This window comes from Streptomyces sp. NPDC090025, assembly GCF_044748125.1.
In the GTDB taxonomy this organism is placed as follows: Bacteria; Actinomycetota; Actinomycetes; order Streptomycetales; family Streptomycetaceae; genus Streptomyces.
This window is the reverse complement of sequence record NZ_JBIVFL010000013.1, coordinates 200,116-213,452: the sequence shown is the minus strand read 5'-3', so window position 1 is coordinate 213,452 and position 13,337 is coordinate 200,116. Positions and strand designations below refer to the sequence as shown.

Here is a 13,337-nt window from a genome sequence, read left to right as displayed (position 1 = left end):
GGGCCCCAGAAGGCGCCTGTCGGGGGTCAGGAGGCGGTGCGCAGCCCGTCGAAGGCGAGGTGGACCACGGTGTCCACCAGCTGCGCCCGCTCGGCCGGGGTGTCGTGGTGCGGCCGGTACCACTCCACCAGCGAGTTGATCATGCCGAAGAGCAGCCGGGTGGCGAGCCGGATGTCCAGGTCGGCCCGCAGGTCGCCGTCGGCGGCGGCCGCCTTCAGGAGGTCGGCGACCCGGTGGTCGAACTCGCGCCGCCGCTCCATCGCCCACCGCTCGGTGCCGGTGTTGCCGCGCACCCGCAGCAGCAGCGTCACGTACGGCAGTTCCGCGATCAGCACCTCGACGGTGCGCCGGACCACGTGCTCCACCCGCTCCACGGCCCGGCCGCGCCCGGCGGCCGGTTCGTCGAGGATGCCGAAGAGCCCGTCGAGGGCGCGGCTGACGGCCCGCCGCAGCAGCTCCTCCTTGCCCGCCACGTGGTGGTAGATCGACGACTTGGAGATCCCGGCCGCCTTGGACAGGTGCTCCATGGAGGTGCCGTCGTAGCCGCGCTCGTTGAAGACCCGTACGGCGACCGAGAGCAGCGTCTCGGGGGTGTACGTGTCACGTCGTGCGGTGGTCATCCGGTCTCCTCAGCGGCCTGTTCCCCGGCCTCTTCGTCGTATCCCCGGCGCGCCAGGGCCAGCGAGGGCGCGTAACGGCCGCCGGGGTGGCGTTCGTCCAGGTTCTTCAAAAGGTCCCGCACGCGCGCGTGCCCGATCCGCCCGGCCCACTCCAGGGGCCCCAGCGGGTAGTTGACGCCGAGCCGCATCGCGGTGTCGACGTCCTCGGCGGTCGCGACCCCGCGGTCGACGGCGTCGGCGGCGAGGTCGGCGAGCATCGCCACCGTGCGCGCCACGATCATGCCGGGCACGTCGTCGATCACCGACACCCGCTTGCCGAGCGCCTGGAACAGGCCGACGGCCTCGGCGACGGTCCCCTCGGCCACCCGCCGCCCGGCGGACAGCACGATCCGCTCGGCCGCCGCGTAGTCGAGGGCGAGGTCGAAGTGGAGGACCTCCTCGCCGGTGCACTCGGACGACGTCCAGCCGTCGGCGAGGTACAGCCGCCCGCCGCCGGGCAGCTCCACCAGGCCGTCGCCGGGCAGCCGCCGCACCTCGATCCCGGCCCGCCCGAACAGTTCCACCAGCGGCTCGGCGGGCCCCAGGTCACCGCGGACCAGGATCCGCGCGGGCGCCTCGGCGGCCGGGGCGGTGTGCGGCTCGGGGCGCTCGGCGCCGTCCGCGTACGGGAACCAGCCGTGGCCCGCCTTGCGGCCGAGGCGGCCCGACTCGACGAGCCGCCGCTGGGCGAGCGACGGGGTGAACTTGGGGTCCTGGTGGAAGGACTCCCACACCGAGCGGGTCACCGCCTCGTTGACGTCCTGGCCGATCAGGTCGGTGAGTTCGAAGGGCCCCATCCGGAAGCCGCCGCACTCGCGCAGCGCCGCGTCGATGGTGGCCGGGTCGGCGGCGCCCTGCTCGAAGATCCGCAGCGCCTCGGCGTAGAAGGGGCGGGCGACCCGGTTCACGATGAAGCCGGGGGTGTCGGCGCAGCGCACCGGCGTCTTGCCCCAGCCGAGCGCCGTCTCGTACGCGCGCGTGGCGACGGCCGGGTCGGTGGCGAAGCCGCTGACGACCTCGACCAGCGGCAGCAGCGGCGCCGGGTTGAAGAAGTGCAGCCCGACGAACCGGCCGGGCAGCCGCAGGCGGCCCGCGATCGCGGTGACGGACAGCGACGAGGTGTTGGTGGCGAGCACCGTGTCGTCGCCGACGACCTTCTCCAGGGCGGCGAACAGGCCCTGCTTGACGTCGAGCCGCTCGACGATCGCCTCGACGACCAGGGCGGCGTCGGCGAGCTCGTCGAGGGACTCCGCCGCGTGCAGCCGGGCGACCGCGGCGTCCCGCTCGACGGGCGTCTTCCGGCCCTTCTCGACCAGCCGGTCGAGCCGCCCCGCGACGGCGGCGACCGCCTCGGCGGCCCGGCCCGGCGCGGTGTCGTGGAGCCGCACCGGATGGCCCGCGAGCAGGGCGACCTGGGCGATCCCCTGGCCCATGGTGCCCGCGCCGACGACGGCGACGGAGCGGTCGTGGGCGATGCCGTGGCCGGACGTCTTGGCACTCATAGGAGTGATCCTCCCCGATGGGTTTTCCACAGGATCGTCGGACCCCCTTGTCCCGACCGATCGTTCGGTTACTCTAACTCCGTACGCGTCTTCCTGCCCAGCTCGACGAGGAGTTGGTCCATTCCATGGCCACCGCTCAGCTGACCACCGACCGTCTGGCCGAGAAGCACCGGTCCACGCTCGACCAGGCCCTCACCACCATCCGCACCCGCGCCTACTGGTCCCCCTATCCGGAGCACCCCAAGGCGTACGGGGAGAACGGCTCGCTGGACGCCGCCGCGGGCCTCGCCGCCTACCAGGAGCTGCTCGGCGGACGCTTCGAGCTCGACCAGCCCGGCACCGACGACTGGGCCCCGGGCGAGACCTCGCCGTACGGCCCCGACCTCGGCATCAGCTACCCGCACGCCGACATCGACGTCCTGCTCCCCGCGATGCGCGCGGGCATGGCCGACTGGCGCGCCGCGGGTCCCGAGACCCGCGCCCTGGTCTGCCTGGAGATCCTCGCCCGGATCTCCGCCCGCACCCACGAGTTCGCCCACGCCGTCATGCACACCAGCGGCCAGGCGTTCATGATGGCGTTCCAGGCCGGCGGCCCGCACGCCCAGGACCGCGGCCTCGAAGCCGTGGCCTACGCGTACGAGGAGCAGACCCGTACCCCCGCCGGCCGCGCCGCCTGGTCCAAGCCGCAGGGCAAGCGCGACCCGCTGGAGCTCGCCAAGGAGTTCACCCCGGTCGGCCGCGGCATCGCCCTGGTCATCGGCTGCAACACCTTCCCCACCTGGAACGGCTACCCGGGCCTGTTCGCCTCCCTCGCCACCGGCAACCCGGTCCTGGTCAAGCCGCACCCGCGCGCGGTGCTGCCGCTGGCCCTGACCGTCCGGATCGCCCGCGAGGTCCTCGCCGAGTCCGGCTTCGACCCCAACCTGGTCGCCCTCACCGCCGACCGCCCCGGCGAGGGCAGCGCCAAGACCCTGGCCGTCCGCCCCGAGATCCGGATCATCGACTACACCGGCTCGACCGCCTTCGGCGACTGGCTGGAGACCAACGCCCGCCAGGCGCAGGTCTACACGGAGAAGGCCGGGGTCAACACCGTCGTCGTCGACTCCACCGACGACTACAAGGGGATGCTCTCCAACCTGGCCTTCTCGCTCTCCCTCTACAGCGGCCAGATGTGCACCACCCCGCAGAACCTGCTGATCCCCCGCGATGGCATCACCACCGACCAGGGCCCCAAGACGTACGACGAGGTGGTCGCCGACCTGGCGGCCTCGATCGGCGGCCTGCTCGGCGACGACGCCCGGGCGAACGCGCTGCTCGGCGCCCTGGTCAACCCGGACGTGAAGGCACGGCTCGAAGCCGCGGCGGGCCTCGGCGAGGTCGCCCTCGCCTCCCGCGCCGTGGCGAACCCGGAGTTCCCGGACGCCGTGGTGCGCACCCCGGTGATCGTCAAGCTGGACGGCTCCAAGCCGGACGCGGAGGCGGCGTACTTCTCGGAGTGCTTCGGCCCGGTGTCCTTCGCCGTCTCGGTCGACTCGACCGCCGACGCCCTGGAGCTGCTGCGCCGCACGGTGCGGGAGAAGGGCGCCATGACGGTCGGCGCGTACACGACCTCGGCGGAGACCGAGCGGGCCGTGGAGGAGGTCTGTCTGGAGGAGTCGGCGCAGCTGTCGCTGAACCTGACGAGCGGCGTCTATGTGAACCAGACGGCCGCGTTCTCCGACTTCCACGGCTCCGGCGGCAACCCGGCGGCGAACGCGGCGCTGTGCGACGGCGCCTTCGTCTCCAACCGCTTCCGGGTGGTGGAGGTCCGCCGCCAGGCATGATCCGCCGTGGGCACGCGCGCCCGAGGGAGCGCGTGCCCACCCGGCGGGTCAGCCTTCGTCGATCTCCGCGTAGCGCTGCACCCACGCGTGCATCGCGACGGCCGCCGCGGCGCCCGCGTTGATCGACCGGGTCGAGCCGAACTGGGCGATGGAGCACACCATCGCCGCGTGGGCGCGGGCCTCCTCGGTGAGGCCCGGGCCCTCCTGCCCGAACAGCAGCACACAGCGGCGCGGCAGCACGGTCCGCTCCAGCGGCACCGCGCCCGGCAGGTTGTCGATGCCGATGATCGGCAGGTCCTCGGCCGCCGCCCACGCGGTCAGCGACTCGGTGTCCGGGTGGTGCCGGACATGCTGGTAGCGGTCGGTGACCATGGCCCCGCGCCGGTTCCAGCGCCGCCGCCCGACGATGTGGATCTCCTTCGCCAGGAAGGCGTTGGCCGTCCGCACCACCGAACCGATGTTGAAGTCGTGGCCCCAGTTCTCGACCGCCACATGGAAGTCGTGCCGCCGGGTGTCCAGATCCTCGACGATCGCCTCACGCGTCCAGTAGCGGTAGCGGTCGACGACATTGCGCCGGTCGCCCCCGGCGAGCAGCTCGGGGTCGTACCGCGGACCGCTCGGCCACGGCCGCGGATGCGGCCCGACGCCGATCTCGGGGCCGTACCCCTCGTCGTACTGGACCGGTTCCGTGTCCTGGCCGGACCCGAGGTCCGGAGCGGGCGCGGGCTGTTCTTCGGCGGTGCTCACCCGACGAGGGTACGGGGGCCCGCCTCGTCGTTCGAACGGCTCTGCTGCTCCGGCACCCGGTCCTCGCCCCCGGCTCCGTCCCCGGCCCCGTTCGCGTCCCCGTCGGCGCCCTTCGCGCGCCCGAGCAGCCGGTCCCGGCCGCGTACGGCCCGGGCGCCCAGCCACACCAGGAACGCGGTGGGCAGGAAGACGGCGTCGGCGGCGATCATCGCCAGCGAGAAGAACGGCAGTCCGAGCAGGACGGCGATGCCCGCGTGCTCGAGCATCATCGCCACCAGGAGCACGTTCTTGACCCGCCGGTTGAACAGCGTGAACGGGAACGCCACCTGGACGATCACGGTGCCGTAGGTGAGCAGCAGCACCATCAGGGCGCTCGATCCGAGCAGGTCGGACAGAGCGGGCCAGGGGGAGAAGTAGTCCAGCTTGAGCGGGAAGTAGAGCGCGGTGCCGTCCTGCCAGCGCGAGCCCTGGACCTTGTACCAGCCGGCGGTCGCGTAGATCAGGCACACCTCGACCATGATCACCACGAGGGTGGCGTTGTGGACGAGGTTGGCGACGACGTCGAGCAGGGTGCGCGGCTCGTCCGGCGCGTAGCGGCACACCAGCCACCACAGCCCCTGCCCCAGCCACAGCGCCCACAGGAGCACCACCAGCCACCATTCGCCGGTGACGTCGGAGAACCAGGTGGTGGCCAGGAGCAGACCGCCGAGGACCGTCCAGAGCAGCGGCCCGGCGATACCGCCGTCCCGGCCGCGGGCGGCGCGGCGGGCGTCGAGCGACCAGACCTGGGCGCAGCGGGTGAGGACCAGGTACATCGCCATCAGGTGGACGACGTTGTCGCCGCCGTCGCCCATGAAGATGGACCGGTTCTGCAGCGACAGCACCCCGGCCATGAAGACCACGGAGACGGCCCGGGTGTGCCAGCCGAGCAGCATCAGGACGGCGGAGAGCACGGCGAGCGCGTAGACGATCTCGAACCACAGCGTCCCGTCGGACCACATCAGCACGCTGAAGGAGCGGTTGTCGCCGATCAGCTGCCGCCCCATCTCCCAGGACCAGGGGCCGTCGGGGCCGTACAGCTCGCGCCGGTGGGGCCACTCGCGCAGCAGGAACAGCAGCCAGGTGGCGGAGAAGCCGATCCGGACGACCGCCGTCTGGTACGGGCCGAGGGCCTGCGCGGTGACCTTCTGGACGGCGGCGGCGAGCTTCCGGTCGAAGGGGACGCGGTCGGTGGAGCCACGGTCGGCGGAGTCACGGTCGGCGGGCGCGGGTGTCTGGAGCGGCGGCTGGGACTGCTGGGGCTGCTGGTTCTCGGGCGCCTGCTGGGGCTCGGCGGCCTGCTCGGGGGAGGCGGGGGAGTCGTTCATCGGGCCTGCTCCGTCCGGGCGGTCGGGACGTTCGGGGCAGCGGCCCTGGCCTTGCCGCCGGGCCGGTCGGGGTCGGTGACGCGCCACCACGGGTACTCGCGGTAGGCGGGCCGGGTGTCGGTCTTCTCGGTGCTCCACGGGGGCGCCTCGACGGCGGTGGTGGAGGACCGCAGCTGGATCTTCTGGACCGTGCCGCCGAGCGGGTGCCGGTCGAGCCGCAGCAGCACGATCCTGCGCATGTACTGCTCCGAGAGCTGCCCGCGCAGCCCGTTGGGCCGGTGGTCGTCGGTGTGGGTGTTCAGATAGAAGTCCCAGGCCCGGCGCAGCTCGTTCTGGTCGGTGTGGCTGGGCAGCGGGTTGCCGCGGATGGCGGCGGCGTCCTCGGCCGAGAGGTCGATCCAGTCGGTGGTGGACCGGGTGCCGTCGGTACGGGAGACCTCGGCGCGCGCCTGGACGGCGATGTTCTGCTGGAGCGGGTTGGGCGCGAACAGCTTCCAGTTCTGCTCGAACTCGGGGTAGACCCAGTCGTCGACGGCGGCGCCGTGCTGCTTGGTCAGCGTGTTCGACGGCGCGACGTGCAGGAACACCATCACGAGGTGGACGCAGGCGAAGACGCCGACGAGGGCGAGCGCGACGGCCGCGGCCACCTGGTACGGCATCGAGAGCCCCGCGATCCCGGCCGTGCCGCCGGGCTCCCGCGCCGCGGGTCCGGGGCCCTGCGGCACCTCGGTCACCCGTTCGGGCGAAGCCTCCGGACCGGGTGCGACCACGCCCCCGTCGACGTTCGAGTCCATCGCGCCCCGCTCCCGCTCGGCCTCAGCAGTTATCCACAGGGTTGACACCATACGGGCCACCGCACGACCATTGAAGTCATTCAACCGAACGATCGGTCGGTAGGGGGCCTGATGACCACAGGTACGGCAGAGGCGGCAGCGACGGACGAGGCGGCGACCCAGGCCGCACTCGAAGCGGTGTTCGACGCCGCCGTGGCGGCCGACGAGCGGATCGAGCCCCGCGACTGGATGCCCGACGCCTACCGGGCGGGTCTGGTCCGCCAGATCGCCCAGCACGCCCACTCCGAGATCATCGGCATGCAGCCCGAGGCCAACTGGATCACCCGGGCGCCGTCCCTGCGCCGCAAGGCGATCCTGATGGCCAAGGTGCAGGACGAGGCGGGCCACGGCCTCTATCTGTACAGCGCGGCCGAAACCCTCGGCACCAGCCGCGACGAGCTCCTCGACAAGCTCCACTCCGGCCGCCAGAAGTACTCGTCGATCTTCAACTACCCCACCCTGACCTGGGCCGACGTCGGCGCCATCGGCTGGCTCGTGGACGGCGCCGCGATCACCAACCAGGTCCCGCTCTGCCGCTGCTCCTACGGCCCCTACGCCCGCGCGATGGTCCGCGTCTGCAAGGAGGAGTCCTTCCACCAGCGCCAGGGGTACGAGGCACTGCTCGCGCTCTCCCGCGGCACCGAGGCCCAGCACGCCATGGCCCAGGACGCCGTCGACCGCTGGTGGTGGCCGTCGCTGATGATGTTCGGCCCGCCGGACGACGAGTCGGTGCACTCCGCCCAGGCGATGGCCTGGAAGATCAAGCGGCACTCCAACGACGAGCTGCGCCAGCGGTTCGTCGACATCGCCGCCCCGCAGGCCGAGAGCCTCGGCCTGACCCTCCCCGACCCCGACCTGAAGTGGAACGAAGAGCGCGGGCACCACGACTTCGGCGCCATCGACTGGGCCGAGTTCTGGGACGTCCTCAAGGGCAACGGCCCGTGCAACGAGGAGCGGATCACCAAGCGCCGCCAGGCCCACGAGGACGGCGCCTGGGTCCGGGACGCCGCCGCGGCCCACGCCGCCAAGCACCACCGCCCGGCCCCCACGGGCCCGGCCGCATCGCACACGAACGGGGAGGCAGGCGCATGACCACCGACGGATGGCCGCTGTGGGAGGTGTTCGTGCGCTCGCGCCGCGGACTGTCCCACACCCACGCCGGCAGCCTGCACGCGCCGGACGCCGAGATGGCCCTGCGCAACGCCCGGGACCTCTACACCCGCCGGATGGAAGGCGTGTCGCTCTGGGTGGTGCCGTCGGCCGCGATCACCGCGTCCTCGCCCGACGAGAAGGACCCGTTCTTCGAGCCCGCCGCGGACAAGCCCTACCGGCACCCCACCTTCTACGAGATCCCGGACGGGGTGAAGCACCTGTGAGCACCCTCGGCACCACCCCGACCGGCAGCCCGGCGGGCGCCCCCACGGGCCCTCTCACCGACGAGGTGGCAGCGGCCGCCCTCGCCCTCGGCGACGACGCCCTCGTCCTCGCCCAGCGCCTCGGCGAATGGGCGGGCGGCGCCCCCGTCCTCGAAGAAGAGGTCGCCCTCGCCAACATCGCGCTCGACCTCCTCGGCCAGGCCCGGATCCTGCTCTCCCTCGTCGGCGACGAGGACGAACTCGCCTACCTCCGCGAGGAGCGGGCCTTCCGCAACTGCCAGCTCGTCGAGCAGCCCAACGGCGACTTCGCCCACACCATCGCCCGCCAGCTCTACTTCGCCACCTACCAGCGCCTGCTGTACGGGCAGCTGGCCACCGGCGACAGCCCGCTCGCCGGACTCGCCGCCAAGGCCGTCAAGGAAGTCGCCTACCACCAGGACCACGCCGAGCAGTGGACCCTGCGCCTCGGCGACGGCACCGACGAGAGCCACCGCCGGATGCAGCACGCCTGCGACACCCTGTGGCGCTACACCGGCGAACTGTTCCAGCCGCTCGACGGACTCGCCCTCGACACCGAGGCCATGGAGCGCACCTGGCTCGACTCGGTGACCGCCGTCCTCGGCCGGGCCTGCCTCACCGTCCCCACCGGCCCGCGCACCGGCGCCTGGCGCGCGGGTGCCGGACGCCAGGGCCTGCACACCGAATCCTTCGGCCGGATGCTCGCCGAGATGCAGCACCTGCACCGCAGCCACCCGGGGGCGACATGGTGACCACCGCAGCCACCCCCCTGGAGGCGGAGCTGGCCCGGATCGCGGGCGCCGTCCCCGACCCCGAGCTGCCCGTCCTCACCCTCGCCGAACTCGGCGTGCTCCGCGGCGTCCACGTCCACGGACCCGGCCGCGTCGAGGTCTCCCTCACCCCCACCTACACCGGCTGCCCCGCCGTCGAGGCCATGTCCGCCGACATCGAGGACGCCCTCCACGCCCACGGCGTGCCCGACGTCTCCGTCGTCACCGTCCTCAGCCCCGCCTGGTCGACCGACGACATCACCGACGAAGGACGCCGCAAACTCGCCGAGTTCGGCATCGCCCCGCCCCGCCCCACCGGCCCGGCCGGCGGACCCGTACCGCTCACCCTGGCGATCCGCTGCCCGCACTGCGGCTCCACCGACACCGAACTCCTCAGCCGCTTCTCCTCCACCGCCTGCAAGGCGCTGCGCCGCTGCACCGCCTGCCGCGAACCGTTCGACCACTTCAAGGAGTTGTAGATGCCGTCCTCCGCCGCCGAACGGGCCGGCTTCCACCCGCTCCGCGTGAGCGAGGTCGAGCGGCTCACCGACGACTCCGTGGCCGTCACCTTCGCGGTCCCCGCCGACCTCCACACCGCCTACCGCCACACCCCCGGCCAGCACCTCACGCTGCGCCGCACCGGCCCGGACGGCGAGGAGATCCGCCGCACCTACTCGATCTGCGCCCCGGCCGCCCCCGAAGGGCGGACCCCGGTGCTGCGGGTCGGCATCCGGCTCGTCGACGGCGGCGAGTTCTCCACGTACGCCCTCAAGGAACTCGCGGTCGGCGACACCGTCGACGTCATGCCCCCCATGGGGCGCTTCGTCCTCGACCCGCGCCCGGGACAGTTCGCGGCCGTCGTCGGCGGCAGCGGCATCACCCCGGTGCTGTCCATCGCCGCCACCCTGCTCGCCCGCGAACCCCAGGCCCGGTTCTGCCTGGTCCGCAGCGACCGCACCGAAGCCTCCACGATGTTCCTCGACGAGGTCGCCGACCTCAAGGACCGCTACCCCGACCGCTTCCAGCTGGTCACCGTGCTGTCGCGGGAGGAACAACAGGCGGGCCTCCCCTCCGGACGCCTCGACCAGGACCGGCTCACCGGCCTGCTGCCCGCACTCCTCCCGGTCGGCGCGATCGACGGCTGGTTCCTGTGCGGCCCACTCGGCCTGGTGCAGAACGCCGAAGCCGCCCTGCGCGCCCTCGACGTGCCCCGCGGCCGGATCCACCAGGAGATCTTCCACGTCGACGACGGCTCCGCACCCGCCCCGGCCGCCGCCGCGGACACCCCCGCCCACGCCACGCTCACCGCCACCCTGCACGGACGCTCCGGCAACTGGCCCGTCCAGCGCGGCGAGACGCTGCTGGAGACCGTGCTGCGCGCCCGGGCGGACGCCCCGTACGCGTGCAAGGGCGGAGTGTGCGGCACCTGCCGCGCGTTCCTCGTCTCCGGCGAGGTCCGGATGGACCGCAACTTCGCCCTGGAGCCCGAGGAGACCGACGCCGGGTACGTCCTCGCCTGCCAGTCCCACCCGGCCACCCCGGAGGTCGAGCTCGACTTCGACCGCTGACCCGGCACCGCCGTACGCCCGCCCATTCCCTTCCGGTAGAACCTGTTCTATCTTTGCGCCCGTCTTGACGAAACGTCAGATCCCAGCGCGGGCAACGCCGGAAGGGACACGACCGTGGACTTCACCTTCACCGAAGAACAGCAAGCGGCCCTCGAAACCGCCAAAGCCGTCTTCGCCGACGTCACCCCCGACGCCGTGCCCAGCCCCGCCCTCACCCTGGGCGCCGTCGCCGACGACTACGACCGCCCCCTGTGGGCCCGGCTCGCCGACACCGACCTCCTCGGCCTCGTCCTCGACCCCGCCCACGGCGGCGCCGGACTCGACCCCATCGCGCTCTGCCTCGTCCTGCGCGAATCCGCCCGCGTCCTCGCCCGCGTCCCCCTGCTCGAAACCAGCGCCGTCGCCCTCACCCTGCAACGCCACGCACCCGCCGAGACCAGCACCGCGCTGCTCCCCCGCGTCGCCCGCGGCGAACTCGTCCTCACCGCCGCCGCCCACGGCCGCACCGGCCACGACCCGGCCCCGCTCGCCGTCACCGCCCGACGCGACGAGAACAGGTGGATCCTCGACGGCCACACCAGCGCCGTCCCCTGGGCCCGGCACGCCGACCACATCGCCGTGCCCGCCCACACCCCCGAAGGACACACCGTCCTCGCCCTGCTGCCCCGCGAGCAGCCCGGACTCACCCTCCACGACCAGTACGGCACCCACGGCGAACACCTCGCCGAACTCCACCTCGACGACGTCCGCCTCGACCCCGCCGACGTCATCGACACCGAAGGCGCCTGGGAAACCCTCCACCAGCTGCTCGCCACCGGAACCTGCGCCCTCGCCCTCGGCCTCGGCGAACAGGTCCTCACCATGACCAGCGAATACACCGGCAAGCGCGAACAGTTCGGCCACCCCGTGGCCACCTTCCAAGCGGTCGCCGTCCAGGCCGCCGACCGCTACATCGACCTACGGGCCATGGAAGTCACCCTCTGGCAGGCCGCCTGGCGCATCACCACCGACGCCGGCGGCCCCCTGCCCGCCGCCGGAGACATCGCCATCGCCAAGATCTGGGCCGCCGAAGGCGTCCGCCGCGTCGTCCAGACCGCCCAGCACCTCCACGGCGGCTTCGGCGCCGACACCGACTACCCGCTCCACCGCTACCACGCCTGGGCCAAACACCTCGAACTCGCCCTCGGCCCCGCCGCCCAGCACGAGGAAACCCTCGGCGACCTGCTCGCCACCCACTCCCTCACCTGACCGGCGAGCGCCCGGGGCCCCAGGCGCCCAGTGGCTAGAGAACGAACGCGGGGCTTCCGTCGTCCGTCACCAACGGACGCCCCGCGCCGTCCCACGCCAGCATCCCGCCGTCCACGTTCACCGCGTCCAGCCCCTGCTGCACCAGATACTGCGTGACCTGCGCCGAACGGCCACCCACCCGGCACATCACAAACGCCCGACGCCCGTCCGCCACCGCCTCGGTCACCTCACCGAAACGCGCCACGAAGTCGCTCATCGGCACATGCAGCGCACCCTCGACATGTCCGGCCGCCCACTCGTCCGCCTCACGGACGTCGAGCACCAGGGCATCAGCCGGCACGGAAGCCGCGTCCACCGACGGCAGCGAGGCGAAATTCATGACCCTGGCCTTCTCTCTGACTCCATCGCACGCACCGGACCTCCGGCACGCCTCGTCCGACGAACCTACTGCACAGGCCCCGCCGCGAACCGCTCAGCCCACGAGCGCCGCGAGCGCCGCCTCCCGCTCCGCGACCTGCGCCAGCAACTGCTCGGCGATCTCCTCAAGAAGCCGGTCCGGATCATCCGGCGCCATCCGCAGCATCGCGCCGATCGCGCTCTCCTCCAGATCCCGCGCCACCAGCGACAGCATCTCCTTGCGCTGCGCCAGCCACTCGAGCCGCGCGTACAGCTCCTCGCTCGGAGTCAGCCGCTGCTCCTGCACCGGACCCGCCGCCCACTCCGCCGACAGCTCCCGCAGCAGCGCCTCGTCACCGCGCGCGTAGGCCGCGTTCACCCGCGTGATGAACTCCTCGCGGCGCGCCCGCTCGGCGTCGTCGCGGGCCAGGTCGGGGTGCGCCTGCCGGGCCAGGTCCCGGTACAGCTTGCGCACCTCGTCCGACGGCCGCACCCGCTTCGGCGGCTGCACCGGCCGGTCCGTCAGCATCGCCGCCGCCTCCGCGGACAGCCCGTCGGAGTCGACCCACTCGTGGAACAGCTCGTCCACCCCGGGCATCGGCATGACCGCGGCACGCGCCTCCTGTGCCCGCCGCACATCCTCCGGATCCCCGGTCCGCGCCGCCCGCGCCTCCGCGATCTGCGCGTCGAGCTCGTCGAGCCGCGCGTACATCGGGCCGAGCTTCTGGTGGTGGAGCCGCGAGAAGTTCTCCACCTCGACCCGGAAGGTCTCGACGGCGATCTCGAACTCGATCAACGCCTGCTCGGCGACCCGCACCGCCTGATCCAGCCGCGCCTCGGGCCGCTCGTCGGACCCGCCACTCACGCCCTGGCCCACGTTCCCGTCCACGCCGTCCACGCCCGTCCACGTCCTCGTTCCGGCTCGTCCCACCCAGCCTACGGTCCCACTTCGATGGGTGGGGGGCTCCCCCTCCCTCCCCCCCACCCCCTCCTCCCCTCCCCCCTTGCTCCCCCGCCCCCGTGGTGACGC

Annotated in this window: 14 protein-coding genes; 7 read left to right on the top strand and 7 right to left on the bottom strand. The window is 72.8% G+C overall.

Annotation, left to right across the window (positions count from 1 at the left end; genetic code table 11):
- Nucleotides 1-26: 26 nt before the first annotated feature.
- Nucleotides 27-620: a TetR/AcrR family transcriptional regulator gene (locus tag ACIPXM_RS27105; protein ID WP_401660326.1), complete on the bottom strand. Its 594-nt coding sequence runs from the start codon at nucleotides 618-620 to the stop codon at nucleotides 27-29.
- Complete coding sequence (locus ACIPXM_RS27100) at nucleotides 617-2,161, bottom strand: 3-hydroxyacyl-CoA dehydrogenase (protein ID WP_401660323.1); 1,545 nt, start codon at nucleotides 2,159-2,161, stop codon at nucleotides 617-619. Before ACIPXM_RS27100 ends, ACIPXM_RS27105 begins: the two co-directional genes overlap by 4 nt.
- A 125-nt stretch (nucleotides 2,162-2,286) precedes the next feature.
- Here ACIPXM_RS27100 and paaN point away from each other — a divergent pair, with 125 nt between their 5' ends.
- Nucleotides 2,287-3,984 carry a phenylacetic acid degradation protein PaaN gene (paaN, locus tag ACIPXM_RS27095; protein ID WP_401660320.1) on the top strand — a complete coding sequence of 566 codons (1,698 nt, stop codon included), beginning with the start codon at nucleotides 2,287-2,289 and terminating at the stop codon, nucleotides 3,982-3,984.
- Between the two features lie 48 nt (nucleotides 3,985-4,032).
- On the opposite strand, the gene ACIPXM_RS27090 is transcribed toward paaN, so the two are convergent.
- Genes ACIPXM_RS27090 through ACIPXM_RS27080 form a run of 3 tightly spaced genes read right to left on the bottom strand, consistent with a single transcriptional unit; the run spans nucleotide 4,033 to nucleotide 6,943 of the window.
- Nucleotides 4,033-4,731 carry a TrmH family RNA methyltransferase gene (locus ACIPXM_RS27090; RefSeq protein ID WP_401660317.1) on the bottom strand — a complete coding sequence of 233 codons (699 nt, stop codon included), beginning with the start codon at nucleotides 4,729-4,731 and terminating at the stop codon, nucleotides 4,033-4,035.
- Complete coding sequence (locus tag ACIPXM_RS27085; protein WP_401660314.1) at nucleotides 4,728-6,098, bottom strand: HTTM domain-containing protein; 1,371 nt, start codon at nucleotides 6,096-6,098, stop codon at nucleotides 4,728-4,730. The genes ACIPXM_RS27090 and ACIPXM_RS27085 overlap by 4 nt, the downstream gene beginning before the upstream one ends.
- Complete coding sequence (locus tag ACIPXM_RS27080) at nucleotides 6,095-6,943, bottom strand: DUF5819 family protein (protein ID WP_401660311.1); 849 nt, start codon at nucleotides 6,941-6,943, stop codon at nucleotides 6,095-6,097. Before ACIPXM_RS27080 ends, ACIPXM_RS27085 begins: the two co-directional genes overlap by 4 nt.
- 60 nt (nucleotides 6,944-7,003) lie before the next feature.
- Between ACIPXM_RS27080 and paaA the strand changes: the two genes are divergently transcribed.
- The 6 genes from paaA to ACIPXM_RS27050 all read left to right on the top strand — a co-directional run bounded on the left by paaA (nucleotide 7,004) and on the right by ACIPXM_RS27050 (nucleotide 11,911).
- Nucleotides 7,004-8,023, top strand: a complete 1,020-nt coding sequence (gene paaA, locus ACIPXM_RS27075; RefSeq protein WP_401660308.1) for a 1,2-phenylacetyl-CoA epoxidase subunit PaaA — start codon at nucleotides 7,004-7,006, stop codon at nucleotides 8,021-8,023.
- Nucleotides 8,020-8,307: a 1,2-phenylacetyl-CoA epoxidase subunit PaaB gene (gene paaB, locus ACIPXM_RS27070; RefSeq protein WP_401660305.1), complete on the top strand. Its 288-nt coding sequence runs from the start codon at nucleotides 8,020-8,022 to the stop codon at nucleotides 8,305-8,307. The genes paaA and paaB overlap by 4 nt, the downstream gene beginning before the upstream one ends.
- 65 nt (nucleotides 8,308-8,372) lie before the next feature.
- Nucleotides 8,373-9,077, top strand: coding sequence for a 1,2-phenylacetyl-CoA epoxidase subunit PaaC (gene paaC, locus ACIPXM_RS27065; RefSeq protein WP_401660410.1), 705 nt, complete (start codon nucleotides 8,373-8,375; stop codon nucleotides 9,075-9,077).
- Nucleotides 9,071-9,574, top strand: a complete 504-nt coding sequence (paaD, locus tag ACIPXM_RS27060) for a 1,2-phenylacetyl-CoA epoxidase subunit PaaD (protein WP_401660302.1) — start codon at nucleotides 9,071-9,073, stop codon at nucleotides 9,572-9,574. The genes paaC and paaD overlap by 7 nt, the downstream gene beginning before the upstream one ends.
- On the top strand, nucleotides 9,575-10,663 hold the full coding sequence (locus ACIPXM_RS27055) for a 2Fe-2S iron-sulfur cluster-binding protein (RefSeq protein WP_401660299.1): 1,089 nt from the start codon (nucleotides 9,575-9,577) through the stop codon (nucleotides 10,661-10,663).
- Between the two features lie 114 nt (nucleotides 10,664-10,777).
- Nucleotides 10,778-11,911 carry an acyl-CoA dehydrogenase family protein gene (locus ACIPXM_RS27050; RefSeq protein WP_401660296.1) on the top strand — a complete coding sequence of 378 codons (1,134 nt, stop codon included), beginning with the start codon at nucleotides 10,778-10,780 and terminating at the stop codon, nucleotides 11,909-11,911.
- Nucleotides 11,912-11,945: 34 nt separating this feature from the next.
- Here ACIPXM_RS27050 and ACIPXM_RS27045 read toward each other — a convergent pair whose 3' ends face one another.
- Nucleotides 11,946-12,290, bottom strand: a complete 345-nt coding sequence (locus ACIPXM_RS27045) for a rhodanese-like domain-containing protein (protein ID WP_401660293.1) — start codon at nucleotides 12,288-12,290, stop codon at nucleotides 11,946-11,948.
- 93 nt (nucleotides 12,291-12,383) lie between these two features.
- Nucleotides 12,384-13,205: a hypothetical protein gene (locus tag ACIPXM_RS27040; protein ID WP_401660291.1), complete on the bottom strand. Its 822-nt coding sequence runs from the start codon at nucleotides 13,203-13,205 to the stop codon at nucleotides 12,384-12,386.
- Nucleotides 13,206-13,337 lie beyond the last annotated feature (132 nt).

What these genes read in the sequence shown, in the direction of transcription:
- paaA (WP_401660308.1), top strand. Translation starts at nt 7,004, where the DNA reads ATGACCACAGGTACGGCAGAGGCGGCAGCGACGGACGAGGCGGCGACC.
- paaD (WP_401660302.1), top strand. Translation starts at nt 9,071, where the DNA reads ATGGTGACCACCGCAGCCACCCCCCTGGAGGCGGAGCTGGCCCGGATC.
- paaB (WP_401660305.1), top strand. Translation starts at nt 8,020, where the DNA reads ATGACCACCGACGGATGGCCGCTGTGGGAGGTGTTCGTGCGCTCGCGC.
- ACIPXM_RS27085 (WP_401660314.1), bottom strand. Translation starts at nt 6,098, where the DNA reads ATGAACGACTCCCCCGCCTCCCCCGAGCAGGCCGCCGAGCCCCAGCAG.
- ACIPXM_RS27045 (WP_401660293.1), bottom strand. Translation starts at nt 12,290, where the DNA reads ATGAATTTCGCCTCGCTGCCGTCGGTGGACGCGGCTTCCGTGCCGGCT.
- ACIPXM_RS27080 (WP_401660311.1), bottom strand. Translation starts at nt 6,943, where the DNA reads ATGGTGTCAACCCTGTGGATAACTGCTGAGGCCGAGCGGGAGCGGGGC.
- ACIPXM_RS27055 (WP_401660299.1), top strand. Translation starts at nt 9,575, where the DNA reads ATGCCGTCCTCCGCCGCCGAACGGGCCGGCTTCCACCCGCTCCGCGTG.
- ACIPXM_RS27105 (WP_401660326.1), bottom strand. Translation starts at nt 620, where the DNA reads ATGACCACCGCACGACGTGACACGTACACCCCCGAGACGCTGCTCTCG.
- paaN (WP_401660320.1), top strand. Translation starts at nt 2,287, where the DNA reads ATGGCCACCGCTCAGCTGACCACCGACCGTCTGGCCGAGAAGCACCGG.
- ACIPXM_RS27100 (WP_401660323.1), bottom strand. Translation starts at nt 2,161, where the DNA reads ATGAGTGCCAAGACGTCCGGCCACGGCATCGCCCACGACCGCTCCGTC.